Source organism: Pelomonas sp. Root1444 (genome assembly GCF_001426885.1).
Taxonomy (GTDB): domain Bacteria; phylum Pseudomonadota; class Gammaproteobacteria; order Burkholderiales; family Burkholderiaceae_C; genus Pelomonas.
In genome coordinates this window covers 1-25,898 of sequence record NZ_LMFP01000010.1, presented here as the reverse complement: position 1 = coordinate 25,898, position 25,898 = coordinate 1, and the positions used below count along the sequence as shown (strand labels likewise).

The following is a 25,898-nucleotide window of genomic DNA, read 5'->3' as shown; positions in this document are numbered from 1 at the left end:
GTCGGTGCGATTCAGAGAACCCTTCACCGCCATTTTTGAGCAAATGGGAGATTCGGTTGGCTGAGCCCGGCCAAGCCGCACCGTTCATAGCGCAGCTTGACGCTGATCGGTGACGCCACACATGTCAAGACGTGGTCAGGCCGCGCGGCGGACCGCTTGAGGCTCAAACCAAATCAGACGAGCGGCGTCGCGTTGCGCAGCCGGATGTGCAGCTCGCGCAGCTGCTTCTCGTCCACCAGCGACGGCGCGCCGGTCAGCAGGCACTGGGCGCGCTGGGTCTTCGGGAAGGCGATGACGTCGCGGATGGACTCGGCCTTGGTCATCATCGTGACGATGCGGTCCAGGCCGAAGGCCAGGCCGCCGTGCGGGGGCGCGCCGTACTGCAGCGCGTCCAGCAGGAAGCCGAATTTGATGCGCTGGTCTTCCGCGCTGATGTTCAGCGCCTCGAAGACCTTCGCCTGCACTTCGGCGCGGTGGATACGCACCGAGCCACCACCCAGCTCCCAGCCGTTGAGCACCATGTCGTAGGCCTTGGCGATGCACTTGCCCGGGTCGCTGGCCATCAGGTCCTCATGGCCATCCTTGGGTGCCGTGAACGGGTGGTGAACGGCCGCCCAGCGGTTGTTCTCCTCGTCGTGCTCGAACATCGGGAAGTCGACCACCCACAGCGGCGCCCACTTGTCCTCGAACAAGCCGTTGGCCTTGCCGAAGTCGCTGTGACCGACCTTCAGGCGCAGCGCACCGATGGCGTCGTTGACGACCTTGGCCTTGTCCGCACCGAAGAACAGCAGGTCACCATCCTGCGCGCCGGTGCGCTTCAGGATTTCGGCGACGGCTTCGTCATGCAGGTTCTTGACGATGGGCGACTGCAAGCCTTCGCGGCCCTTGGCCACTTCGTTGACCTTGATCCAGGCCAGGCCCTTGGCGCCATAGATCTTGACGAACTCGGTGTAGGCGTCGATCTCGCCGCGGCTCATGGCGGCACCCTTGGGCACGCGCAGCGCGACGACGCGGCCACCCGGTGTCGTGGCCGGGCCGCTGAAGACCTTGAAGTCCACCGTCGTCATCGCGTCGGTCAGCTCGGTGAACTCGAGCTTGACGCGCAGGTCGGGTTTGTCGGAACCGAAGCGATGCATGGCCTCCGCATACTTCATGACGGGGTAGTCGCCCAGCTCGACGTTCAGCGCCTTGCGGAAGACGTGGCGGATCATGCCCTCGAACATCGAACGGATCTCTTCCTCGGTGAGGAACGATGTTTCGATATCGATCTGCGTGAACTCAGGCTGGCGGTCGGCGCGCAGGTCCTCGTCGCGGAAGCACTTGGTGATCTGGTAGTAGCGGTCGAAGCCCGACACCATCAGCAGCTGCTTGAACAGCTGGGGCGACTGCGGCAGCGCGAAGAAGTGACCGTCGTGCACGCGGCTGGGCACGAGGTAGTCGCGCGCGCCTTCGGGCGTGCTCTTCGTGAGCATCGGCGTCTCAATGTCGACGAAGCCATGCTCGTCCAGGAATTTGCGCACTTCCATCGCGACGCGGTAGCGCAGCATCAGGTTGTTCTGCATGTACGGGCGGCGCAGGTCCAGCACGCGGTGCGTGAGGCGGGTCGTCTCGCTGAGGTTGTCCTCGTCGATCTGGAAGGGGATGGGCACCGACGGGTTCAGCACCTCGATCTCGTGGCACAGCACCTCGATCTTGCCGCTGACGAGGTTGGCGTTCTCGGTGCCGGCGGGGCGCGAGCGCACCTTGCCGACGATCTTCAGGCAGTACTCGCTGCGAACGTCCTCGGCGATCTGGAAGCTGTCCGCGCGGTCGGGGTCGCAGACGACCTGCACGAGACCTTCGCGGTCACGCAGGTCGATGAAGATGACGCCGCCGTGGTCACGGCGGCGATGGGCCCAGCCCATCAGGGTCACGGTCTGGTCGAGCAGCTTCTCGCTGACTTGGCCGGCATAGCAGGTACGCATGGTGTTCTTCTCCGAATTCTTTGCGGGGTGTTCTGTGGGGCGCTGACGAGCTCGCTCGGCTCTCAGGATTGAACGCCTGCCGGGGCGCTCAACCCGGTCGATTTGACTGGCCCGCCGGGTCGGCCGGACCCCGCAGGTTGGGCTTGGCATCGAGCGCCACCGCCGGCGCGACCGCCTGGCTGGCATGGGCCAGTTCGCCCGCGTGCGGCAGCGGCGCCACGGTGCCCATCGAAATGATGTACTTGAGCGCCTCGTCCACCGTCATGTGCAGCGGTCTGACGTCGGCACGCGGCACGATGAGGAAGAAGCCTGATGTGGGGTTGGGCGTCGTCGGCACGTAGAGACTGAGATGCTCGTCCTCGAGATGCCGGGCGACCTCCCCGCTGGGAGAACCGGTGACGAACGCGATGGTCCAGCTGCCGGCACGCGGATACTGCACCAGCACGGCTTCGCGGAAGGCGTTGCCGCTGCTGGAAAACAGCGTGTCCGACACCTGCTTGACCGAGCTGTAGATGCTCTTGACGATGGGGATGTGGGACATCAGCCGGTCCCACTGCGTCAGCAGCCACTGACCGAAGATGTTGGCCACGAAAACGCCCGTCGCCAGCAGGCCGCCGGCCAGGATGACGAGACCCAGGCCCGGCACATGCTGCAGGCCCAGCAAGCCCTCGCGCAGCGAGGCCGGCATGACCAGGGCCAGCGCCGCCAGCAGGGAGCCGAAGACGCCGTTGACGACGTCCAGCACCTGGCTGAGCACCCAGACCGTGATGGCCAGCGGCAACCAGACCAGCAGGCCGGCGACGAGGTATTTGCGTAACGAAGCGCCCACGAAGATACCGGTTCAGTGGCAGGCGCAGGAGCCGCCGCAGGGTGTGGACGAGGCCGACGAGGCCTCCGTCGTGCCTGACGACTCGCTCTTGGCCGGCTCGGCGGCAGTAGAAGCCGCAGCGCCCGCGGCGGGCGCCGCAGCGGCGCCGGCGCCACTGTTGCCGCCGCGGAAGTCGGTCACATACCAGCCCGATCCCTTGAGCTGGAAGCCCGCGGCAGTGATCTGTTTGGAAAACGTCTCCGCCGCGCAGGCGGGGCAGGTGGTCAGGGGTGCGTCGGAAAGCTTCTGCAGCACGTCCTTGGCGTGGCCACAGGCGCTGCAGCGGTAGGCGTAGATCGGCATGGTGGGCTCTCGTGAGTCTCGGGAGGCGAAAAGCCCAGCATTTTAGGGGAGGCTCAGCGATGGGGCTGCAGATGGTGGCTGACGTGCTCGTGCCGGTCGGTCAGCACCTGGGGCGCCAGCGAGCCCGCCACCATGCCGACGAGGGCGGCGAGCAGGCCCGCCAGCTGGCCCGGGAAGAACTCGCCCCAGGTCGTCACCTGCGGGAAGAAGGCCACCCAGACGGCGATGCCGGCGAAGATGGAAAACACGGCGCCCTGCGTCGTCGCGCGCCGCCAGTAGAGGCCGAAGACCAGCGGGATGAAGGCGGCCACCAGCGTAACCTGGTAGGCGGCGCTGACCATCTCATAGATGGGCGTGCCCTGCAGCGCGATGGAATACGCCAGCACGCACAGCGCGAAGATGACCAGCGTGACCCGCATGGCGACGAGCGCCTGCCGGTCGCTCATGCCGGGGCGGATCTGCTTGAGGATGTTCTCGACGAAGCTGGTCGTCGGCGCCAGCAGCGTGGCCGAGGAGGTGCTCTTGATGGCAGACAGCAGTGCGCCGAAGAACAGGATAGAGAAGACCAGCGGCATGTGGCCCATGATGAAGGTGGGCAACAGGCGCTGGTAGTCGTTCTGCGCCAGATCCAGCGCCTTGTCGCCCATGACGGCGACGGCGGCCAGCACGATGAACATCGGCACGAAGGCGAAGGCGATGTAGCTGAAGCCGCCGATGATGGCGCCGCGCTGGGCGGTCTTGGCGTCCTTGGCGGACATGACGCGCTGGAAGACGTCCTGCTGCGGGATGGAGCCCAGCATCATGGTCAGCGCCGCGCCGAGGAACATCGCGATCTGGGTGAACGTGGGCTCGGGGAAGAACTTGCCGAGGTCCTTCTGCACGGCCAGGTCCAGCACGACGCCCGCGCCGCCGGCCAGATCGGCCGAGAACACGGCAATCACGGACAGGCCGATGACCAGCACGATCATCTGGATGAAGTCCGTCCAGGCCACTGCCAGGAAGCCGCCGATCACCACGTAGACCAGCACCGCCAGCAAGCCCACGATCATGCCCATCTCGGTGCTCATCGCGCCGTTGGTCAGGATGTTGAACACCAGCCCCAGCGCCGTGACCTGCGCCGCCACCCAGCCCAGGTAGCTGAGGATGATGGCGAGCGAGCAGACGATCTCCACGCCCTTGCCATAGCGCTGGCGGTAGAAGTCGCCGATGGTCAGCAGGTTCTTCTGGTACAGCTTGGCGGCGAAGAACGCGCCCACCAGCACCAGGCACAGGCCGGCACCGAAGGGGTCCTCGACGATGGCGCCCAGGCCGCCCTGCACGAACTTCGCCGGGATGCCCATCACCGTCTCGGCACCGAACCACGTCGCGAAGGTCGTCGTGATGACCATCACCAATGGCAGGCTGCGGCCGGCGATGGCGAAGTCCGCGGTGTTCTTGACCCGTGTGCCGGCCCAGACGCCGATGCCCAGCGTGCCGAGCAGGTAGAGCACGACGAAAACGATCAGCGTGGTGTTCATGGGAGGCGGGTGGTGGGCCGGAAAAATTGGCGCGGATTATGAGGTGCGCGCCAGCGCCCTTCAGTAGAAGCCGAGATCGAGAAAGCGCACCGTCAGCCACGCCAAGGCGATGCCGATTGCGAAGCCCGCGGCGCCCCAGAGCAGGCCGGACAGCAGGCGGTTGGTGCTGCGCAATTCGCGCACCAGGGCGCGCATCTCGGCATCGCCGCCGCGCTGGGCCTGGTGCTTCAGCGCGTCATGCAGCAGGCGCGGCAGCGCCGGGATGAGCTGGGCAAAGCGCGGCGCCTCCTTCTGCAGCTGCTTGTTCAGCGCGGGCCAGCCGACCTGCTCGTTCATCCAGCGCTCGAGGAAAGGCTTGGCCGTGGCCCACAGGTCCAGCTCAGGGTCGAGCTGGCGGCCCAGGCCTTCGACATTGAGCAGCGTCTTCTGCAGCAGCACCAGTTGGGGCTGGATCTCGACGTTGAAGCGGCGCGAGGTCTGGAACAGCCGCATCAGCACCTGGCCCAGCGAAATGTCCTTCAGCGGCCGGTCGAAATGAGGCTCGCACACGGCCCGGACCGCGCTTTCCAGCGCATCCACCCGGGTCTCGGGCGGCACCCAGCCGGACGCGATGTGCAACTCGGCCACCCGCTTGTAGTCGCGCTGGAAGAAGGCGATGAAGTTCTGCGCGAGGTAGTCCTTGTCCACCTCGGTCAGCGTGCCGATGATGCCGAAGTCCAGCGCCACGTAGCGGCCGAAGGTCTCGGGCGCCAGGCTCACCTGGATGTTGCCGGGGTGCATGTCGGCGTGGAAGAAGCCGTCGCGGAACACCTGCGTGAAGAAGATGGTCACGCCGTCGCGGGCCAGCTTCTTGATGTCGATGCCGGCCTCTTCCAGCATGGCGCGCTGCGAGATCGGCACGCCCTTCATCCGCTCCATGACGATGACCTCGGAGCTGCACAGGTCCCAGTGCATCTCCGGCACCAGCACCAGGTCCAGGCCGTCCATGTTGCGGCGCAGCTGCGCGGCATTCGCCGCCTCGCGAACGAGGTCCAGCTCGTCGTGCAGGTACATGTCGAACTCGGCCACCACCTCGCGGGGCTTCAGCCTGCGGCCGTCGGCCGAGAAGCGCTCGATCCAGACCGCCAGCCGGCGCATCAGCGACAGGTCGTCATCGATGACATCCAGCATGCCAGGACGCAGCACCTTGACGGCGACTTCGCGACCGTCCTTCAGCGTCGCGAAATGCACCTGGGCGATGCTGGCGCTCGCCACCGGTTCGGCGTCGAAGCTGGCAAAAAGTTCTTCCAGAGGCTGGCCGAACGCCCGCTCCACCATCTCGCGCGACAGCGCCGCCGGGAACGGCGGCACGCGATCCTGCAGCCGGGCCAGTTCAACAGCCACATCGTTGGGCAGCAGGTCACGCCGCGTCGACAGCACCTGCCCGAACTTCACGAAGATGGGGCCCAGCCGCTCCAAGGCGAGGCGCAGGCGCACCCCGCGCGGCTCCTGCCAGCGTCGGCCCAGGCGGGTCAGGCGTCGCAGCAGCTGAAAACGCCGCCGGCGCAGGCCGGACAGCGCCAGGTCATCGAGACCGAAGCGCCAGACCGTCCACAGAATGACCAGCAGCCGTGAGACAAACCTCATGCGCCGCTACCGGCAAAGCGCTGGGCCATGCCCGACAGGCTGCGGCGCAGCGCCCGGCCGAACTGCGCGAGCTGGCGCGCCGGCAGCGGGCCCACGACGGCGGCGAGGTCATCCTCGATGTCCCAGCGCAGGTTGTCCATCAGCCAATGCATCTCGCCGGCAAAGGCCGCATCGCCCTGCACGCTGACGCCCGGGGCACCGCCACTGAGCGCACCGAGCGCCAGCTTCGCGGGATTGGAGGCGTCGATCTCGATGCGCAAGCCACCCGGACCGGGCGGCGGCGCGTCGAGCCGCTCGAACAAGCCAGCAGGTGTAACACCGAGTATCAGATCGGGCGCGGCCGGCAGCAGTGCCGGCCAGCCCGAGAGATGCACAACCAGCCCACGCCCGGCCAGGGGCTGGAGCCGCCTCGCAGCAATCGGCTCGCGCGACACGACATGGTTGATCAGCAGCACGAGGCGGTCCTGCAGCGCGGGCATCAGCAGCGGCGACAGGGCGGGCAAAGGCGGGAACGGCCAGGGGGAAGACATGTTCAAGATTGTAGGCAGCGGACCCTGAACAGGGGACGAGGCGCAGGCGCTTGTCAAATTTGTTGGTGGAGAATCCCGGATCGCTTTTTGCAAGCCCATCCCTACCTGGGCCACAGATATTCCACGATGTTCGAGGATCGCAGCTACAAGAGAACGTTCTACAGCGCACCGCAGTCGGTCGAGTCGCTGATAGCAGCCTTCCTCGAGCCGGGCATCATCGTGCTGACCTTCCTGCTGGTGAACGGCCACTTTGAAGAGCCGGTCATGCGGCCGACGCTGACGCTGTGCCTGCTGGTGTTCGCCCTGACCTTCCCGGGCCGCAACCGCTTCAACGACCACCCGGCCAGTGCGCTGGTGGACGTGGTGTCGTCCTGGCTGGTGCTGCTGGGCATCCTGCTGCTGTGCGGCTATGCGACGAGCAGCCTGCACTACTTCGAAAACGAGGTGCTGCTGTGGTGGGCGGTCATCACGCCGGTGCTGCAGATGGCGGCGATCGCCATCGGCCGCCGCATCCAGAAGTGGCGGGCCCGTGACCCCAGTGCGCGCCGCACGGCCGTCGTCGTGGGTGCCGGCACGCTGGGCCACAAGGTGGCCCGCGCGCTGCGCGATACGCAGGGCGTCATCTGCCTGGGCTACTTCGACGACCGCAACCGCGAGCGCCTGCATCCGGACGCCGGCGCGGAGCTGCTGGGCACGCTGCCGAAGCTGAGCGAGTACGTGCGCGACAAGGGCGTGCGGGAGGTCTACATCACGCTGCCACTGGGCTCCCAGCCGCGCATCGTGGAGCTGCTGGAACAGGTGCAGGGCACCACCGCGTCGCTCTTCTTCGTGCCGGACGTGTTCGGCATCAGCATCATCCAGGGCCGCCTACAGGACATCAGCGGCGTGCCGGTCGTGGGCATCTGCGAGACGCCCTTCACCGGCACCAACCAGCTCGTCAAACGCATCAGCGACATCGTGCTGGCATCGCTGATCCTGGTCCTGATCTCGCCGGTGCTGCTGGCGCTGGCCATCGGCGTCAAGCTCAGCTCACCCGGCCCGGTCATCTTCAAGCAGCGCCGCAACGGCCTGGATGGCGAAGAGATCATCGTCTACAAGTTCCGCTCCATGCGCACGCAGGACAACGGCAACGTCGTCAAGCAGGCCACCAAGGGCGATCCGCGCATCACGCCCTTCGGCGCCTTCATCCGCCGCACCTCGTTGGACGAACTGCCGCAATTCATCAACGTGCTGCAGGGCCGCATGAGCATCGTGGGCCCGCGCCCGCACGCCGTGGCGCACAACGAGGAATACCGCAAGCTCATCAAGGCCTACATGGTGCGACACAAGGTCAAGCCGGGCATCACCGGCTGGGCGCAGGTCAACGGTCTGCGGGGCGAGACCGACACCATCGACAAGATGATCGCGCGCGTCGAATACGATCTGGAATACCTGCGCAACTGGTCACTGGCCCTCGATCTGCAGATCATTCTGCGCACCGTGAGGCTGGTGGTGTTCGATCGCCATGCCTACTAAGCCCTTCCAAATTCCACGCCCGGTCTGGGTTGCAGCGCTCGCCATGATGGCTGCGGCCGCCCAGGCGCAGACGGACGACACGACGCCCTTCTACGTGGGTGGCACGCTGGGCGTGTCGCGGGTGTCCAACGTCTACCGGGAGCCGAACGCGACGAATGACGACACCGTCACGAGTGTGGGCTTGCTGGGCGGCATCGACCAGCGCCTGGGGCGGCAGCACCTGACGGTGGACGGCTCGCTGCAGAACAACCGCTATGCGACCAACAGCGACCTGAACTACCGCTCCTACAGCCTGCGCAGTGCGCTGAACTGGCAGACGGTCGGCAACCTGTCCGGCGTGCTGAGCGCCAAGTCCGACCGTTCGCTGGCCGACTTCAACATCGGCAACGGCATTGATCCGGACGACCTGGTCCGAAAGAAGAACATCGAGCGCAACGACGAATACCAGGCCATCGCCCGCCTGGGCGTCACCACGCGCTACACGCTAGAAGGCGGCTGGACGCAGCGCCGCCGTGACTTCAGCGCCGAGGAGTACGCCCGCTTCGTCTACCGCCAGAACACCGGGTCGCTGGGCCTCTACGCCACACCGGCCGGAAACGTGAGGCTGGGTCTCGTCGCGCGGCATACCAAAGGCACGAATCCACGCTATCCCGTCGGGCTGGCGATCGACCCAGACACGTCTGAAGTGGTCGTGGTCAATGCCATCAATGACTTCACCCGCGACGACATCGATTTCACGACCCGCTGGACCGTCGGCGGCCACAGCACGCTGAATACCCGTATCAGCCGCAGCAAGACCCGCAACAGCCTGGACCTGCTGCGCGACTTCAGCGGGACGACGGGCGCCATCGGCTGGAACTGGCGGCCCACCGGCAAGCTGCAGTTCGACCTGAACTATTCGCGCGACACGGGCCAGGAGAGTGTGGTCCGCGCGGCGGACCTGAACCGGGTCTACACCACGTGGCAACTGGGAAGCAGCTATTCCCTGACAGGCAAGCTGAGCCTTAGCGCCAGGGCAAGCAGCAATCGAACACGACGCAACGGCGAGTCCGGTGTCAATCTCGCCAATGCGTTCGACGACACCAAGCTCTACAACATTGGCGTGCGCTGGGCCATTTCGCGCGGCTTCAGCCTGAACTGCCAGTACGACCACGCCAGCCGCGACAGCAGCGTGCCGCAATACGTCTACAGCGCCAGCAGCTACGGCTGCACCGGCCAGGCCATCCTGTTCTGAGAGGCTGAGAGCCGATGACCACCGTCCTGCTGACCGGCGCTGCCGGCTACATCGCTTCGCACACCTGGCTCGCCTTGCAACACGCCGGTTATCGCGTCGTCGGCGTTGACAACTTCGTCAACAGCTCACCCATCGTGCTGGAGCGCCTGGCGGAACTCGCTCCGGCGCCCATCGAGTTCGAACGCGCGGACGTTGGCGATGCCGCGGCGATGGACGAAATCTTCGACCGCTACCGGCCGGCCGCGGTCGTGCATTTCGCCGCCTACAAGGCAGTGGGCGAATCGGTCAGCCAGCCATTGGCCTACTACCGCAACAACCTCGGCGGCCTGGTCAACACCTGCGAGGCGATGAAACGCCACGGCTGCCTGCGCATCGTGTTCAGCTCCAGCGCCACGGTCTACGGCGCGCCGGAACAGCTGCCACTGCGCGAGGATGCGCCGACCTCCGCGACCAACCCGTATGGCGCCACCAAGCTGATGGGCGAGCAGATCCTGCGCGACCTCGGCATCGCCGAGCCGGCCTGGCAGACCGCCTGCCTGCGTTATTTCAACCCGGTCGGCGCCCACGAGAGCGGCCGCATCGGTGAGGACCCGCGAGGCACGCCCAACAACCTGATGCCTTACGTCGCCCAGGTCGCTGTCGGCCGGCGCGCCAAGCTGTCGGTCTTCGGCAACGACTACGCCACGCCCGATGGCACCGGCGTGCGCGACTACATCCATGTGACCGACCTCGCCGAAGGCCATGTCGCGGCGCTGCGCCGGCTGCTAGACCAGCCCGGCTCGCTGACCGTCAACCTTGGCACCGGGCAGGGCTACAGCGTGCTGGACCTCGTCCGCGCCTACGAGGCCGCCAGCGGCCGCAGCGTGCCTTACGAAATCGTCGCGCGCCGCCCCGGCGACGTCGCGGCCTGCTGGGCCGACCCGACCTCGGCCCGTGAATTGCTTGGCTGGGAGGCTAAGCTCGACCTGACCCGCATGTGCGAGGACAGCTGGCGCTGGCAGCACCTCAATCCCCAGGGCTTCAATTGATCCGAACCGACATGTCCATCCACAAGACCCCCGTTCTGCCCGTCATCATGGCTGGAGGCTCCGGCACCCGCCTTTGGCCGCTGTCACGCGCCGGTTATCCGAAGCAGTTCCTCGTGCTGTCAGGCAATGAGAGCCTGTTCCAACTGGCCGCCCGGCGTCTTGCCGCCCTCGCCTCGCCCGAGTTCGAACTGGCAGGACCCTGCATCGTCGGCAACGACGAGCACCGCTTCCTGGTGCTCGACCAGCTGCGCGAAACGAAACAGGAGCCAACCAGTGTGTTGCTGGAGCCGCTGGGCCGCAACACTGCACCGGCGCTGACACTGGCGGCACTGGCCGCGCTTGAAGGCGGCAATGACCCCGTCCTCGTCGTCACGCCGGCCGACCAGACCGTCACCGATGGTGCGGCCTTCACGGCCGCACTGCAGGAGGCGATCCGGATCGCCGCCGAAGGCGCCATCACCATCCTCGGCATCACGCCCGACCGTCCCGAAACGGGCTATGGCTACATCCGCACCCAACCCGACGCCGGCGGGCTGAGCGTCGCCCAGTTCGTCGAGAAGCCGAATCTGGAAACCGCCCAGCGCTATCTGGCCGAGGGCGACTATTACTGGAACAGCGGCATGTTCGTGCTGCGTGCCAGCGTCTGGATGAAGGCGCTGGAGCGCTTCCGCCCCGACATCGCCGAAGCCACCCGCGCCGCCTGGGCGGCTCGCAAGACCGACGCCAAGTTCGTGCGCCCCGGCAAGGCCGAGTTCGCCGCCGTGCCGAGCGAGTCGGTCGACTACGCTGTCATGGAGCGCTGCCCGGGCACCGACATCCCGCTGCGCATGGTCGCGCTGGACGCCGGCTGGAACGACCTCGGCGCCTGGGAGGCTGTGTGGCAGGTCGCCGAGAAGGACGAGAGCGGCAATGCCTTCGTCGGCGACGCGCTGTTCGCGGACAGCAAGAACACGCTGGTGCATGCCACCAGCCGCCTGGTCGGCGTCGTCGGCCTGACCGACATCGTCGTCGTCGAGACGGCCGATGCCGTGCTGGTGAGCGACCGCTCGCGCAGTCAGGAAGTCAAGCAGATCGTCAACCGCCTTGGCGCCGACCAGCGTGGCGAGCATGCGCTGCACCGCAAGGTCCACCGCCCCTGGGGCTGGTACGACAGCATCGACCAGGGCGAGCGCTTCCAGGTCAAGCGCATCATGGTCAAGCCAGGCGCGTCCCTGAGCCTGCAAATGCACCACCACCGCGCCGAGCACTGGATCGTCGTCAGCGGCACCGCCGAGATCGTCAACGGCGACAAGACCATCCTGCTGACCGAGAACCAGAGCACCTACATCCCGCTGGGCCAGACCCACCGCCTGGCCAACCCCGGCAAGGTGCCGCTGGAAATCATCGAGGTGCAGTCCGGCTCCTACCTGGGCGAGGACGACATCGTCCGCTTTGAAGATACTTACGGCCGGACCTGACGATAGGCAGGCGCCGAGCAACAGGCCCGATCATTCGGGCCTGTTCTGTTTCTCGCGCCAGCTGCAGTTGCGCGACACTGTCCCGCTCAGACCGCACATCACCATGACCATCCTTGTCACCGGCGGCGCCGGCTTCATCGGCAGCAACTTCGTGCTCGACTGGCTGGCGCAAATCGACGAGCCCGTCGTCAACCTCGACGCGCTGACCTACGCTGGCAACCTCGAAAATCTCGCATCACTGGACGGCGACGCCCGCCACGTCTTCGTCAAGGGCGACATCTGCGACCGCGCCCTCGTCGACAGCCTGCTGGCCGCGCACAAGCCACGCGCCATCGTCCATTTCGCGGCCGAGAGCCATGTGGACCGCTCCATCAGCGGCCCCGGCGCCTTCATGAAGACCAATGTCGACGGCACCTTCACGCTGCTCGAAGCCGCCCGCGCCTATTGGGGGGCGATGGAGGCCGAGGCCAAGGCGGCCTTCCGCTTCCACCACGTCTCAACCGACGAGGTCTACGGCTCGCTGAAGGCCGACGACCCGCCGTTCGCCGAAACCAACCCCTACGAGCCCAACAGCCCCTACTCGGCCAGCAAGGCAGCCAGCGACCACCTCGTGCGCGCCTGGCACCACACCTATGGCCTGCCGGTCGTCACGACCAACTGCTCGAACAACTACGGGCCTTATCACTTTCCTGAGAAGCTGATCCCGCTGATGATCGTCAATGCGCTGGCCGGCAAACCGCTGCCCGTCTACGGCGACGGCCAGCAGATTCGCGACTGGTTGTACGTGACCGACCATTGCAGCGGCATCCGCGCCGTGCTGGCCGGAGGCCGGCTGGGCGAGACCTACAACATCGGGGGCTGGAACGAGCAGGCCAACATCGACATCGTCAAGATCGTCTGTGCGCTGCTCGACGAACTGCGACCCGACCCGGCCGGCAAGTACGAGCGCCTCATCACCTATGTGAAGGACCGCCCCGGCCACGACCGCCGCTATGCCATCGACGCGCGCAAGATCGAGCGTGAACTGGGCTGGCGGCCGGCGGAGACCTTCCAGACCGGCATCCGCAAGACCGTGCAGTGGTACCTCGACCATCCGGACTGGGTCGCCCGCGTGCAGAGCGGTGCCTATCGCGACTGGATCAGCCAGCAGTACACCGCGGCATGAAGATTCTGCTGCTCGGCAAGAACGGCCAGCTCGGCTGGGAGCTGCAGCGGTCGCTGGCCGTGGTCGGCGACGTGGTGGCGCTGGACCGGCACAGCGGCGCAGACCTCGCCAACGCAGAGTCGCTGCTCGCGACCGTGCAGGCGGTGGCGCCGCAAGTGATCGTGAATGCGGCGGCCTACACGGCCGTCGACAAGGCCGAGAGCGAGGTCGAGGCGGCCCGCGCCATCAATGCGCGGGCACCGGCGCTGCTTGCCATCGAAGCCCGGCGCACCGGCGCGCTGCTCGTTCACTACTCGACCGACTATGTCTTCGACGGCAGCGGCGACCGGCCTCGCGATGAGGAAGCCGCCATCGCGCCCCTGAGCGTCTATGGCGCCACCAAATCCGAGGGCGAGGACGCCATCCGCGCAAGCGGCTGCCAGCACCTGGTCCTGCGCACCAGTTGGGTCTACGCGGCACGCGGCGGCAACTTCGCCAAGACCATGCTGCGCCTGGCGCGCGAACGCGATCAGCTCAAGGTCATTGCCGACCAGATCGGCGCGCCAACCGGCGCTGACCTGCTCGCCGACCTGTCGGCCCACATGCTGCGCGCGGCGCGGGCGAATCCGGCGCTGAGCGGCACCTATCACGCCGTGGCGGGCGGCGAGACCAGTTGGCATGCCTACGCCCGCCACGTCATCGAGTTTGCCCGCAGCCGCGGCGTGGACATCAAGGTGGCGCCGGACCAGGTCCTCGCCATTCCGACCAGCGACTACCCCACGCCCGCCACACGGCCGCTGAACTCGCGCATGTCCACCGCCAAGCTGCAGCAGCGCTTCGGCCTGACGCTGCCGACGTGGCAGCAAGGCGTCGACCGCATGCTTGAAGAAATCCTCTGAAGGGACCGACCGTCATGAAGAACCGCAAGGGCATCATCCTCGCCGGCGGGTCCGGCACGCGCCTGCACCCCGCCACGCTCGCCGTCAGCAAGCAACTGCTGCCCGTCTACGACAAGCCGATGGTCTATTACCCGCTGAGCACGCTGATGCTCGCGGGCATCCGCGACATCCTCCTGATCAGCACGCCGCAGGACACACCACGCTTCGAGGCGCTGCTGGGCGACGGCGCGCGCTGGGGGCTGAACATCAGCTATTGCGTGCAGCCCAGCCCCGACGGTCTGGCGCAGGCCTTCATCCTCGGCCGCGACTTCGTCGGCGGCGCGCCCAGCGCGCTGGTGTTGGGCGACAACATTTTCTACGGCCATGACTTCGCCGGCCTGCTGGGCAACGCCACCACCCGCGACGGCGGCGCCAGCGTCTTCGCCTACCACGTGCATGACCCCGAGCGCTATGGCGTCGTCGAGTTCGGCGCCGACAAGCGCGCGTTGTCCATCGAAGAAAAGCCAAAGGCCCCCAAAAGCAACTACGCCGTCACCGGCCTGTACTTCTACGACGAGCAGGTCTGCGACATCGCCGCCAACATCAAGCCGAGTCCGCGAGGCGAGTTGGAGATCACCGACGTCAACGCCGAGTACCTGAAGCGCGGCCAGCTCAACGTGGAGATCATGGGCCGCGGCTACGCCTGGCTAGACACCGGTACGCATGACAGCCTGATGGAAGCGGGCCAGTTCATCGCGACGCTGGAAAAGCGCCAGGGCCTCAAGGTGGCCTGCCCCGAGGAGATCGCCTATCGGGCCGGCTGGATCGACGCCGCGCAGCTGGAGGCGCTGGCCAAGCCACTGGCCAAGAACGGCTACGGCCAGTACCTGCTCAAGGTGCTGACCGAGAAGGTCTTCTGAAGCCATGACAGTCACCATGTTCACGTCGTTTACTGCCCCTCGCGAAGGCGCCAATGGCCCCACGGGTGGCGAGCGAGGCCTTTGATGCAAGTCACCGCCACCGCCCTGCCCGAAGTCCTGCTGATCGAGCCCAAGGTGTTCGGCGACGCTCGCGGCTTCTTCATGGAAAGCTGGAACGAGGCGCGCTTCAATGCGGCGCTGGGCCGCGAAGTGCATTTCGTGCAGGACAACCATTCCCGCTCGTCGCGCGGCGTGTTGCGCGGTCTGCACTACCAGCTCGATCCGCACCCGCAAGGCAAGCTGGTCCGCTGCGTGTCCGGTGCCGTGTTCGACGTCGCTGTCGACATGCGCCGTTCCAGCCCGAATTTCGGGCGCTGGGTGGGCTTCGAACTGACGGCCGACAACCAGCGCCAGCTGTGGATCCCACCAGGCTTCGCCCATGGCTTCGTCGTCGTCAGCGAGACGGCCGACTTCCTCTACAAGACCAGCGGCCGTTATGCGCCCGAATGTGAGGGCGCCGTGCGTTGGGACGACGCCAGCATCGGCATCGAATGGCCGCTGGAGGGCATCACGCCGCAGCTGTCCGCCAAGGACCTCACTGCACCTCCGCTGGCTGACGCCAGAACGTTCGATTGACCTTTCCGCGCGACCATCGCGAGGGCAGCACAGGCGAGCTGCAGTAAAAAGCGCCGAAAGTGCAAAATTGCCGCCCAGGCGATCTATCACTTCCGCCGAAATTATCAATTCGCGCATTTGACCTTCTAGACTGCGGCCATCAATAGGCCTCGGACGCTGATGAACCCCTGACCGGGTTCCGGGGCCTTTACCAGTGCCCCGCCAGCGTCGGCGTAGGGCACTGCAACGCTAAAGGTCCGCGATGAAGCTTCAAGTCACTACCCTTCGCGCCAAGCTTGGCACGGCATTCGGCGGCCTGGCGCTGCTGGTGCTGCTGGTCGCTGGCTTGTCCATCAAGGCCCTGCAGGACGGCAACGCGCGGTTCGATAACTACGTGCACGGCATCAACGCGCGGGCCACGCTGGCCATGCAGGTGCGTGCGGCCGTGGATGATCGGGCGATCGCGGCGCGCAACCTCGTACTGCTGACGAACGACGCCGACCGCGAAAACGAGCGCTTGCGGGTGCTCGACGCGCACCGCCGGGTCGGCGAGCAGTTGGCGGAGCTGCGCCGCCTGGCCCAGGCCGAAGGCACGAGCGAGAAGGCCCGCGAGCTGATCGGCGGCATTGCCCAAGTCGAGGAGCGCTACGGCCCTGTCGCGGTGGCCATCGTCGACCTCGCGGTGCGCAAGCAGACCGAGGCCGCCGTGACCCAGATGAACAATGAATGCCGCCCGCTGCTCGATGCGCTGATCAAGGCGGCGCGCGCATACAGCGAGCACACGCAGATGCGCGCCAACCAGCTCATCGAGGCCGCCGCTCACGACTACGCACTGCAACGCAACCTGCTGCTCGCCGCCTGCACGGTGGCCGTGATCGCCGCCGTGCTGGCCGGGTGGGGGATCATGCGCCGGCTGCGTCTGGACCTGGGCGCCGAACCGGCCGAACTGGGCGCCACCGCCCAACGCGTGGCGCGCGGCGACCTGAGCCCTGTCGAAGGTGCGAACGCCGCTGCAACAGGCAGCGTGCTCGCTTCGCTGGGCACCATGCAGGCCAGCCTCGCATCCATCGTTCGACAGGTGCGCGACGCGTCGGACTCCATCGCCACCGGTTCCGCCGAAATCGCGACCGGCAATGCCGACCTCAGCCAGCGGACCGAAGCACAGGCCAGCGCATTGGAGGAAACGGCCGCCACGATGGACGAGCTGGCTGGCACCGTGCGCAGCAACGCGGACAACGCCAAGCAGGCGAACCAACTCGCGCTGTCGGCCTCACAGATCGCCGAGCGTGGCGGTAGCGTCGTCGGGGACGTCGTCACGACGATGAAGGGCATCGACGAAAGTTCCAAGCGCNCGCCGACATCATCGGCGTCATCGACGGCATCGCCTTCCAGACCAACATCCTGGCGCTGAATGCCGCCGTCGAGGCGGCCCGCGCTGGCGAACAAGGGCGTGGCTTCGCAGTCGTTGCCGGAGAGGTGCGCAACCTCGCCCAGCGCAGCGCGCAGGCCGCCAAGGAGATCAAGTCGCTGATCACCGCGAGCGTCGAGCAGGTCAGCCAGGGCGGGGAACTGGTCGACCGCGCGGGCCAGACGATGCAGCAGGTCGTCGGCGCGATCCGCCGCGTCAGCGACATCGTCGGGGAGATCAGCGCGGCCAGCCTGGAACAGAGCGCTGGCGTCGCACAGATCGGCCAGGCCGTCTCGCAGCTCGACCATGCGACGCAGCAGAACGCCGCGCTGGTCGAGGAAAGCGCCTCGGCCGCCGAGAGCTTGAGGACGCAGGCCCAGCAACTGGTGCAGACGGTGGCTGCGTTCTCGCTGGGTGAGGGCAAGGCCACGGCCCGCACTGTCATCAGCCAGCCGGCGGCCGCGCGCGCGCCCGCCCCGGCTCAGGCATCTCGCCCGACACGCCCCGCACGCCAGACCAGCCTCAAGCCTGCCCCTGCTCCCGTCGCTCCCACCCTCGCCAAGCTCCAACTCGAAGCCGTCGGCGGCGACTGGACGAGCTTCTGAGCGTTCGTGGCTAGGCGCGTGCGTCGCCCCACCGGAGCGGGGTGACCTCGTCACCAACATAGCTCGTGTGGCCGCTGCGGTCGACACAGTACTGGGGCGAGATGATCATCTCCCGCACCGTCATGCCTTCGCCAATGCGGGTGTGCTCGATCAGCACGGAACGCTCAACCACCGAACCAGCGCGCAGGTGGGAGCCATGCCCGATCCACGTCGGACCGACGACTCGAGCTCCGGGCTCGATGCGCACATTCGAGCCGATATAGACCGGCCCTTCGATCTGGACCTTGTCCCAATCCACCGAAGTATTGAGGCCGACCCAGACTTGCGGCCGCACCTCGCGGCCCGGCATGTCCATCTGCGCCACGCCGCCGGCCATCACCTGCTGCGTCACCGCCCAGTAGTCCGTCACCCGCCCGATGTCGATCCAGTTGAACGGCCGGTTCTGTGCAAAGAAGGGCAGGCCTTTCTCCACAAGCAACGGAAACAGCTGGCTGCCGATATCAAACTCGACGCCGGACGGGATCAGGTCAAGCACCGCCGGTTCGAAGATGTAGATGCCCGTCGAGGCCAGCGTGCTCCTGGCGTCTTCGGGCTTGGGTTTTTCCTGGAAGGATGTCACCCGGCCGTCCGCCTCAGCCACCACGATGCCGTAGTTCTTGGTCTGGTCACGCGGCACGTCGAGCGTCACGACGCTGGCAATGGCGCCCTTCGCCTTGTGCTCCGCAAGTGCCGCTCCGATGTCGAGATCGATCACCGCATCGCCGCACAGCACGATGAAGGTTTCATCGAAGAAGCCGCCAAAGTCCTGGATCTTGCGCATGCCGCCGGCCGAACCGACGGGCTTGCAGACCACCTCGCCCTGCTCCCGCACACCTTCGTAGGAATAGCCAAGTTCCACACCCCAGCGATGACCAGCGCCGAAGTAGTTCTCGATCTTCCAGTGCATGAAGGCGACGTTGACCATGATCTGCTTGACGTCATAACGCGCCAAATGCTCGACCAGGTACTCCATCACCGGCTTGCCCAGGATGGGCACCATCGGCTTGGGCGTGTGCTTCGTCAGCGGGCGGACCCGCGTCCCCTGGCCGGCCGCCAGAATCATCGCTTTTGCCACTTGTACTTCCTAACCTTCGCCAAAGACATCCCGAGTCAAGCAAGCTTCAAGCCAGACTCACGCATTGAACGGTTATCCGCGGCCGATGCCGCTGTAGTCGATCCCCAGCGCCTTCATCAGCTTCGGGTCGTAGAGGTTGCGGCCATCCAGGACCATCGGCGTCTTCAATTTCGCCTTGATCGCATCGAAGTCCGGCGTGCGGAACTCCTTCCACTCCGTCACGATCAGCAGCGCATCGGCACCCTGCAGCGCGTCGTCCGCGCGTGCCACCAACTTCACGTCGTCGCGCGCACCCAGCACCCGCGCCGTCTCGATCATGGACACCGGGTCATAGGCCGCCACCGTCGCACCGCGCCGGGTCAGCTCGTCGATGATGACGAGCGATGGCGCCTCACGCATGTCGTCGGTGTTGGGCTTGAATGCCAGGCCCCAGATCGCGAAGCGGCGACCCTTGAGGTCGTCGCCGAAGCGCGCAACCACTTTGTCGACCAGCACGCGCTTCTGACGCTCGTTGGCCTCCTCAACGGCGGTCAGCACCTTCAGCGGGATGCCGGCGTCCGAGGCGGCCTTCACCAGCGCCTTGACGTCCTTCGGGAAGCAAGAGCCGCCGTAACCAGCGCCGGCGTAGAGGAATTGATAGCCGATGCGCGGGTCGCTGCCGATGCCGCGACGCACCAGCTCGATGTCGGCACCGACCTTCTCGGCCAGCAGGGCCAGCTCGTTCATGAAGCTGATGCGCGTCGCCAGCATCGCGTTGGCCGCGTACTTCGTGAACTCCGCACTGCGGACGTCCATGACCAGCATGCGGTCCTGCGTGCGATTGAAGGGCGCATAGAGCGCGCGCATCAGCAGCGTGGCCTGCTCATCGTCGGAACCGACGATGACGCGATCCGGCTTCATGAAGTCCTCGACCGCGGCGCCCTCCTTCAGGAACTCCGGGTTGGAGACGACGGCATAGGCCATGTCGCCGAGGCCGCGCTTGTCCAGCTCTTCCTTGACGGCGGCGCGCACCTTGTCGGCCGTGCCGACGGGCACCGTGCTCTTGTCGACGATGACCTTGTAGTCCGTCATGCGCTGGCCGATCGAGCGGGCCGCTGCGACGACGTACTGCAGGTCAGCGGAACCGTCCTCGTCGGGCGGCGTGCCAACGCCGATGAAAAGCAGCGTGCCGTGCTGCACGGCGAGGTCGACATCGGTTGTGAATTGCAGGCGGCCGGCGGCGACGTTACGACGCACGATCTCCAGCAACCCGGGTTCGTGGATGGGGATCTCTCCCGACTGCAGGATGCGGATCTTCCCGGGATTCACGTCCAGGCAGATCACATGGTTGCCCATCTCGGCCAGGCAAGCACCCGTGACCAAGCCCACATAGCCGGTGCCTATGGCGGTGACTTTCATTGCTTATCCTTCATCAGGGTCTGAACACGTTTTGTACCGCACCCGCAGGAAGCGGCCGTGGCAGTCACACCTTGTAGTAGTCCCGATACCAGGCCACAAAGCGCTGGATGCCTTCAGGGACTGGCATGGCGGGGCGGAAGCCTGTCCAAGCGGCGAGTTCCTCCACGTCGGCGTGCGTCGCCGGCACATCGCCGTCCTGCATCGGCATGAAGTTCTTCACCGCCTCGCGGCCGACCGCCTGCTCGATGGCCTCGATGAAGCTCATCAGTTGGATGGGCGCGTGGTTGCCGATGTTGAATACGCGATACGGGGCACTCGAACGCGCCGGGTCGGCCTGGTTCGGGTCGTAGTCCGCATCGGCCGTCGCCGTGCGGTCCAGCACGCGGACGACGCCTTCGGCGATGTCGTCGATGTAGGTGAAGTCGCGGATCATCTTGCCGTGATTGAACACGTTGATGGGCCGGCCTTCGAGGATCGCCTTGGTGAACAGGAAGAGCGCCATGTCCGGCCGGCCCCAGGGGCCATAGACGGTGAAGAAGCGCAGGCCCGTCGTCGGCAGGCCGAACAGGTGCGAGTAGGTGTGCGCCATCAGCTCGTTGGCCTTCTTCGTCGCGGCGTACAAGCTGATCGGGTGGTCGACGCTGTGATGCTCGGAGAACGGCATCAACGTGTTGCCGCCGTAAACGCTGGAGCTTGACGCGTAAGTCAGGTGCTGCACGCCGTTGTGACGGCAGCCTTCCAGGATGTTGGTGAACCCGACGATGTTGCTGTCGATGTAGGCGTGAGGGTTCTCGATGGAGTAGCGCACCCCGGCCTGGGCGGCCAGATGCACGACGCGGTCGAAGCGCTGCTCCGCAAAGAGCTTGGTGATCCCGTCGCGGTCAGAGACGTCCATCTTCACGAAACTGAACGCTGGATTTGGCGTCAGCCGCGCCAGCCGGTCACGCTTGAGCTTCGGGTCGTAGTAGTCGTTCAGGTTGTCCAAACCAACAACCTGGTCGCCGCGAGCGAGGAGGATCTGGCCGACGTGCATGCCGATGAAGCCGGCCGCGCCGGTTACGAGAACTCTCAATGCAAATCTCCCATGGGACTAAGCTTCAAAACAGTGGCGGCGCGTGGCGTCATGACCCCTGCGAGGGTCAGCAGAGGTCACGTATTCTGGCTCACCGCGCGAGACATGCATCCCCGCGGACGTTTGTGGTGTCGGTGGACGCTTGCCGACACGGCGTGCAAAATTTGGCAAATCGCGGTAGGACCGCAAGACGACCTGCGCCGTTGTTGCAATGGCTTACGCCAAGCACCACTTAACTGAGAGTTATCGCACTGCGGTTTCCGCGGGCAGTGACCAAAATTCAAGGCATCCGCGACCAAGCAGTCAAGGCCGCGATCAATCCAAGGGTTACTGACATGAAGCACTCTCTCGTTCACCATTCGCGCGCATCTGCCTTGGCAAGCTTGGTGCTGACCAGCGCTTGCCTAGTGGCTTGCGGCGGTGGCGGCGGTGATAAGGCGCCTGAAAGAACGCTTGCTTCGGAGACGCCTTCCACGCCCGCATCTGCGACTGCGGAAGCCGCCTCGGGGCCCGCAAGTGCGCCCGCCAATGAGGCGAGCGCAGCTGCTGCTTCTGCCTCGGCGCCCGAGGCTTCGTCTGCTGGTATACCGTCGATTGGCGGCTCGCCCGCCGCAACAAACACTCAACCAATCACAACCACCCCCGCGGACGTAAAAGCGTTGGCGGGCAGCGGCATTACGGACGGAACGTCTGTTGTATCGATCGGCGCAAGCATGGCAGCGTCGCTCGCCAAAGCAATGGGCACATTGGGCACTGTCCCAACTTCCGGTTCGACGACGGCCTCACTTAACGCCACAGCATCCGAAACGGCAGTGACCGAACTGAGGTTCTATGTGGAAACGACTGGCGACGATGCCGCGAATGGCGCTGCACAGACGCCAACAGGCAACAGTGGCCCCGTAAAAACGCTAGCGCGAGCGCAGCAACTAGTGCGGTCAAAGATTGTCGCTATGCAGGCCGGCACGATCCCTCGCGCGCCCGTCAGGATCCTTGTCGGACCGGGTGAATACAGGCTCGCTGATACCTTGTACTTCGGCCCTTCCGACGGAGGTGCAAGAGATGCTCCGGTCGTCTATGAGGCTCGGCAGCTCGGTACCGTTTTGATAAGCGGTGCCGTCGACCTGGGAAGCAAGAGCGCACCCTCGACGGCAACTCCCGTTGACTTCGCCACGCCCGTTAATGGCGACGCCATTAACGGTGGAGGGCAGTTCTTTATCAACGGTCGGCGCGCCGTCCTCGCCCGCCAGCCGAACGCGGGTTCCGCGTGGTTCGTACAAAAGCCCGTTGTGCTCAGCACGGATGTTGCTGGCAGCCAAGGTAGCGAAGCGTTTGCTCCAGCAGCTAGCGATCTGGCTTGGATTACGGGCTTGAGCGCTGCAGACAAGAAGCGTGCAGTGGTCGAAGTTATGCAGGCTTGGTCAAGCGGGCGCCATCGTATTTCGACTCAAACCACGCCAGCGGGCAGCTTGAGAATTGCTCCAAAAGCTAGATGGCCTTTTCTACAGTTTGGCGTTTCGCAGCGCTATTACGTCGAGAACGCGGTAGCAGCGTTCGACGCCCCTGGCGAATGGATTCAAGACGCGGGAATGGTCCGGTATATCCGCCGTAACGATGAAGCCGGCGCAACAATCCGGGCTACATTGCCTACGCTGGAAAAGCTGCTGGTCATCACCGGAACAGCGAGCGCAAACGTCCAGAGTTTGTATTTCAGAGGAATTTCTTTTGGCTACACTCGCTACCTAACTCCTGACGTAGGCTTTACGGATGGTCAGGGCACCCTAACAGTCAACGCCGCAGTAACCATCGATAAGGCTCGTGACGTTGTATTCGATGGCTGCACTGTCTACCGTACTGGTGGGTGGGGCATCTGGCTTCGCGAGAGCGTTCGCGACTCCAAGATTATCAATTCTAACCTCCGTGATCTCGGGGCCGGCGGTATCAAAGTCGGGTTGCCGAACCAATCTCCTTCGAACACCAGCGCCACCGGCAACATTATTATTGCCAACAATGTCGTGGCTGATACGGGTCAAGTATTCCCAGGGGCCGCGGCCCTCTGGCTCGGCCAAACATGGGACAACCAAATCCTGCGCAATACTGTCTACAATACGTCATATACGGCAATTTCCGTTGGATGGAGCTGGGGATATCAAACCGCCAGTTCCGGGCGAAATATTATTCAAGGAAATCTTCTCTACAATATTGGCCAACGCGAGCTATCTGATATGGCGGCGATTTATACGCTCGGCGTCTCTCCGGGCACGGTAATCTCCAATAATGTTATTCGCTCGGTTCGCGGCTACATTGGATACGGCGCCGGCGCTTGGGGTATCTATAATGATGAAGGCACAACCGGCGTCATCATGGAGAACAATGTAATTTTAGGCACGGACTCGGGCGCGTACCATTTACATTACGGAAAAGATAACACCCTGCGTAGCAACATCATGTCGGGTGGCGACTCCGCAGAAATTCGCGTTACCAACTTCGAGTCAGGCACGAACCTCGCAATACTCAACAATTTGCTCGCACCCAAAACTCTACAACCGTTTGATAGATATGCTGAAGCACCTGGAGTAACGTTTAAATCCAATGAAGCGACGCCTACACTCAGCGGACCGGGACTGATCTTGGACAAATGCGGCACCGGGTGCGCATTGAGTAGTTCTTCTATTCAATCGAGCACGAAACCTACAGACGTACGTTCATCGAATGCCACTTTTAGCGGCGTGATTGCGAGCGCCACGACCGCTTGGGCGGGCACGACCGACAGCGCGCAGCAAGCTGCGAGAATTGGGTCGCTCGGCCTGCCGCCTGTGGACGATGCTCCGACCGCAGTCATCGTTCCGTTTGTTGCCGATATCGCGGGGGCCGCTGAAGGTGCGCGACCGAGCAATCTGGTTTACATCCCGCGCGATAACACCACCTCCATCAGGGTGGAGGCTCGGCCAGACATGCCAGCAGGCAAATGCCTGGTGTTCAATGACGCTGCAACCTATGCCAACCGATACGAACCATTCGCGTACGCGCAGCTGATGCACCTTTCCGGCACGACCGTTGTGGAATTCGAGGTAAGGATCGATTCGACCACCAATCTGCGAAACGAGTGGCGCGACAACGCCGCCGCTTATCTCACCGGGCCTACGATGCAGATCACGGCCAACGGCGTAGATATCGGGGGCACCATCGTTGCACCGATGACCGTCGGAGTATTGACGAAATTCAAGATCACCACTTCACTGGGGTTAAACAGCACGGGGAAATGGAAGCTTGAGGTGACCCGCGCCGGTGGAACGACCACCGTGGTGGACAATCTCAGCTTCAAGAATGAGGGATGGCGAAAACTGCATTGGCTTGGGTTTGTGTCAGATGCCTCCACGACTTCTAAGCCCTGCCTGGCTTCCCTCAAGGCCACCAACACGCCGCCTGACCTCTGACAAATAACGCGCGCTCAAGTTCATTGTTCCCGTAACCTGCACCCGCCCATCCGTACCAAGGCGCAACGCGCGCAGAGCCGAGAGAAAGCGCGATGCGCAAGAGCAGATTTACAAACGAGCAGGACATCGGGTTTATCAAGCAGGCCGACGAGGCTCCGCCACTCGCCACCTCTGCAGTTGCCACGGCGGATGTTTATATTCTCGCCCGCAGGAGAAAACCCATGTCCAAAGCCGTGCTATGTATCAAAACTTATTGCGCTTTGCTAGCGGCATACGCGCCGATTTGCCTCGCATCGACGACATTCGACATTCGCTTTATCCAAGATCAGGATACGAGCAACCTGCTTGGCTTTGCGCTGAATCCGATGACTGGGAATATGGTGCTGACTTCACTGAGTTACGGCGGTCAGAGCAATGTATGGATACTGTCACCTATAGGCGCTCTTCTTCATTCGACGCGTGCACCGTTTGATACTGGCCCGTATGGAAATCTCGCTAGCATTTCTTTTGGTGCAGGGAACAGCTTCTACGCCTATGCCATCAAGTACGATGGTGTTCACTACGATCAAATCGAGAGGAGCGTAGTCCATTTTGACGCCGGAGGCGACGTGGCCCTTTCGTCTTTCAACGCTGCAAACTACGGGGTTGATGGCGACGGTATGACCTATGATCCAGCCAACGGGACGCTCTTGATCTCGAGCTTTGGTGGGGCTGTAGATGAAGTCTCGCTCACCGGTACCCTCATGCGCACCTGGAATCTTTCTTACCGAGTCTATGACGTTGCCATTGACCCAATGAACGGCAACCTGTTCGCCTTGCGCGACGAAGGGCGACTCATCGACGAGTATGTCCGCAATGCGGATGGCACGACGATACTTCAGAACACGTACTCGCTTGGCGGCGGCAGTTACTTCAATGTTGAATTTGATCGCACCTCGCGAGCGTTATACGCTCAGAGTAACATCGCAATCACGGTCTTCGGCCGTGACGAATTGGTGCCGATCCCCGCTGTTCCGCTACCCCCAACGGCATGGATGCTGACTGTGGGGCTGGTCGCGCTCGTTCCAGCGATTCATCGCAAGCAGCCGGTGAAGGCAGGCGTGTTTACGGCGGCCCGAAGTGCTTGAACTTCTCTGGGGCGATGCCGTCAGAGTGCCTGCGTCGGTCGAGCCGTGTTTCGCTAAAGCTAAAACGCGCTAGCTCTTGTGAACCGCCCCGGATTTCGCAGAGGCTCCAACTCTAGAGAATGGAGCCATGAGAAAGTCCCC

At 64.5% G+C, this 25,898-nt stretch carries 20 protein-coding genes and 1 pseudogene; 12 read left to right on the top strand and 9 right to left on the bottom strand.

All coding sequences use genetic code 11. The features are described 5' to 3' along the window. Positions 1-173 precede the first annotated feature (173 nt). From aspS to ASD35_RS11120, 6 genes are all read right to left on the bottom strand, one after another. Positions 174-1,964, bottom strand: a complete 1,791-nt coding sequence (aspS, locus tag ASD35_RS11145) for an aspartate--tRNA ligase (protein ID WP_056875013.1) — start codon at positions 1,962-1,964, stop codon at positions 174-176. Between the two features lie 88 nt (positions 1,965-2,052). Continuing rightward, positions 2,053-2,793, bottom strand: coding sequence for a DUF502 domain-containing protein (locus tag ASD35_RS11140; RefSeq protein WP_082580091.1), 741 nt, complete (start codon positions 2,791-2,793; stop codon positions 2,053-2,055). 12 nt (positions 2,794-2,805) lie between these two features. Continuing rightward, positions 2,806-3,135, bottom strand: a complete 330-nt coding sequence (locus tag ASD35_RS11135) for an FmdB family zinc ribbon protein (protein WP_056875012.1) — start codon at positions 3,133-3,135, stop codon at positions 2,806-2,808. Positions 3,136-3,188: 53 nt separating this feature from the next. Next, complete coding sequence (locus ASD35_RS11130; protein WP_056875011.1) at positions 3,189-4,652, bottom strand: sodium:solute symporter family protein; 1,464 nt, start codon at positions 4,650-4,652, stop codon at positions 3,189-3,191. Between the two features lie 60 nt (positions 4,653-4,712). Next, entirely contained in the window at positions 4,713-6,278 is a 1,566-nt protein-coding gene (gene ubiB, locus ASD35_RS11125) for a ubiquinone biosynthesis regulatory protein kinase UbiB (RefSeq protein WP_056875010.1), read from the bottom strand. Next, positions 6,275-6,808 (bottom strand): hypothetical protein, encoded by a 534-nt coding sequence (locus ASD35_RS11120; protein WP_157275501.1) that lies wholly within the window; start codon positions 6,806-6,808, stop codon positions 6,275-6,277. Before ASD35_RS11120 ends, ubiB begins: the two co-directional genes overlap by 4 nt. Before the next feature lie 126 nt (positions 6,809-6,934). Between ASD35_RS11120 and ASD35_RS11115 the strand changes: the two genes are divergently transcribed. The 10 genes and pseudogenes from ASD35_RS11115 to ASD35_RS28010 form a co-directional block, all read left to right on the top strand. Next, the gene (locus tag ASD35_RS11115) at positions 6,935-8,323 is read left to right on the top strand and encodes an undecaprenyl-phosphate glucose phosphotransferase (protein WP_157275500.1); all 1,389 of its coding nucleotides are present in this window, start codon (positions 6,935-6,937) and stop codon (positions 8,321-8,323) included. A 43-nt stretch (positions 8,324-8,366) separates the two neighbouring features. Further along, positions 8,367-9,557 carry an outer membrane beta-barrel protein gene (locus ASD35_RS11110; RefSeq protein ID WP_056875008.1) on the top strand — a complete coding sequence of 397 codons (1,191 nt, stop codon included), beginning with the start codon at positions 8,367-8,369 and terminating at the stop codon, positions 9,555-9,557. 14 nt (positions 9,558-9,571) lie between these two features. Beyond that, on the top strand, positions 9,572-10,585 hold the full coding sequence (gene galE, locus ASD35_RS11105; protein WP_056875007.1) for a UDP-glucose 4-epimerase GalE: 1,014 nt from the start codon (positions 9,572-9,574) through the stop codon (positions 10,583-10,585). Between the two features lie 11 nt (positions 10,586-10,596). Next, positions 10,597-12,042: a mannose-1-phosphate guanylyltransferase/mannose-6-phosphate isomerase gene (locus tag ASD35_RS11100; RefSeq protein WP_056875006.1), complete on the top strand. Its 1,446-nt coding sequence runs from the start codon at positions 10,597-10,599 to the stop codon at positions 12,040-12,042. A gap of 103 nt (positions 12,043-12,145) precedes the next feature. After that, complete coding sequence (gene rfbB / locus ASD35_RS11095) at positions 12,146-13,207, top strand: dTDP-glucose 4,6-dehydratase (protein ID WP_056875005.1); 1,062 nt, start codon at positions 12,146-12,148, stop codon at positions 13,205-13,207. Then, on the top strand, positions 13,204-14,085 hold the full coding sequence (gene rfbD / locus ASD35_RS11090; protein WP_056875004.1) for a dTDP-4-dehydrorhamnose reductase: 882 nt from the start codon (positions 13,204-13,206) through the stop codon (positions 14,083-14,085). Before rfbB ends, rfbD begins: the two co-directional genes overlap by 4 nt. A 14-nt stretch (positions 14,086-14,099) precedes the next feature. Then, positions 14,100-14,984 (top strand): glucose-1-phosphate thymidylyltransferase RfbA, encoded by an 885-nt coding sequence (gene rfbA, locus ASD35_RS11085; protein WP_056875003.1) that lies wholly within the window; start codon positions 14,100-14,102, stop codon positions 14,982-14,984. An 84-nt stretch (positions 14,985-15,068) separates the two neighbouring features. Beyond that, positions 15,069-15,620 carry a dTDP-4-dehydrorhamnose 3,5-epimerase gene (gene rfbC, locus ASD35_RS11080; RefSeq protein ID WP_056875002.1) on the top strand — a complete coding sequence of 184 codons (552 nt, stop codon included), beginning with the start codon at positions 15,069-15,071 and terminating at the stop codon, positions 15,618-15,620. A 241-nt stretch (positions 15,621-15,861) separates the two neighbouring features. Then, a pseudogene (locus ASD35_RS28015) lies at positions 15,862-16,950 on the top strand (MCP four helix bundle domain-containing protein); the annotation flags it as partial. Position 16,951: 1 nt separating this feature from the next. Continuing rightward, on the top strand, positions 16,952-17,612 hold a 661-nt coding region (locus ASD35_RS28010; RefSeq protein WP_235538313.1), incomplete at its 5' end, for a methyl-accepting chemotaxis protein. Between the two features lie 10 nt (positions 17,613-17,622). Here ASD35_RS28010 and ASD35_RS11070 read toward each other — a convergent pair. The 3 genes from ASD35_RS11070 to ASD35_RS11060 all read right to left on the bottom strand — a co-directional run bounded on the left by ASD35_RS11070 (position 17,623) and on the right by ASD35_RS11060 (position 21,196). After that, entirely contained in the window at positions 17,623-18,714 is a 1,092-nt protein-coding gene (locus ASD35_RS11070) for a sugar phosphate nucleotidyltransferase (protein ID WP_056875001.1), read from the bottom strand. An 84-nt stretch (positions 18,715-18,798) separates the two neighbouring features. Beyond that, positions 18,799-20,124 (bottom strand): UDP-glucose/GDP-mannose dehydrogenase family protein, encoded by a 1,326-nt coding sequence (locus ASD35_RS11065; RefSeq protein WP_056875000.1) that lies wholly within the window; start codon positions 20,122-20,124, stop codon positions 18,799-18,801. Positions 20,125-20,188: 64 nt separating this feature from the next. Next, positions 20,189-21,196 (bottom strand): NAD-dependent epimerase, encoded by a 1,008-nt coding sequence (locus ASD35_RS11060; RefSeq protein WP_056874999.1) that lies wholly within the window; start codon positions 21,194-21,196, stop codon positions 20,189-20,191. 335 nt (positions 21,197-21,531) lie between these two features. Here ASD35_RS11060 and ASD35_RS26570 point away from each other — a divergent pair, with 335 nt between their 5' ends. Both ASD35_RS26570 and ASD35_RS27135 read left to right on the top strand, forming a co-directional pair. After that, positions 21,532-24,630, top strand: coding sequence for a right-handed parallel beta-helix repeat-containing protein (locus ASD35_RS26570; protein WP_082580090.1), 3,099 nt, complete (start codon positions 21,532-21,534; stop codon positions 24,628-24,630). 92 nt (positions 24,631-24,722) lie between these two features. Then, complete coding sequence (locus ASD35_RS27135) at positions 24,723-25,757, top strand: hypothetical protein (RefSeq protein WP_157275498.1); 1,035 nt, start codon at positions 24,723-24,725, stop codon at positions 25,755-25,757. Positions 25,758-25,898: the final 141 nt, after the last annotated feature.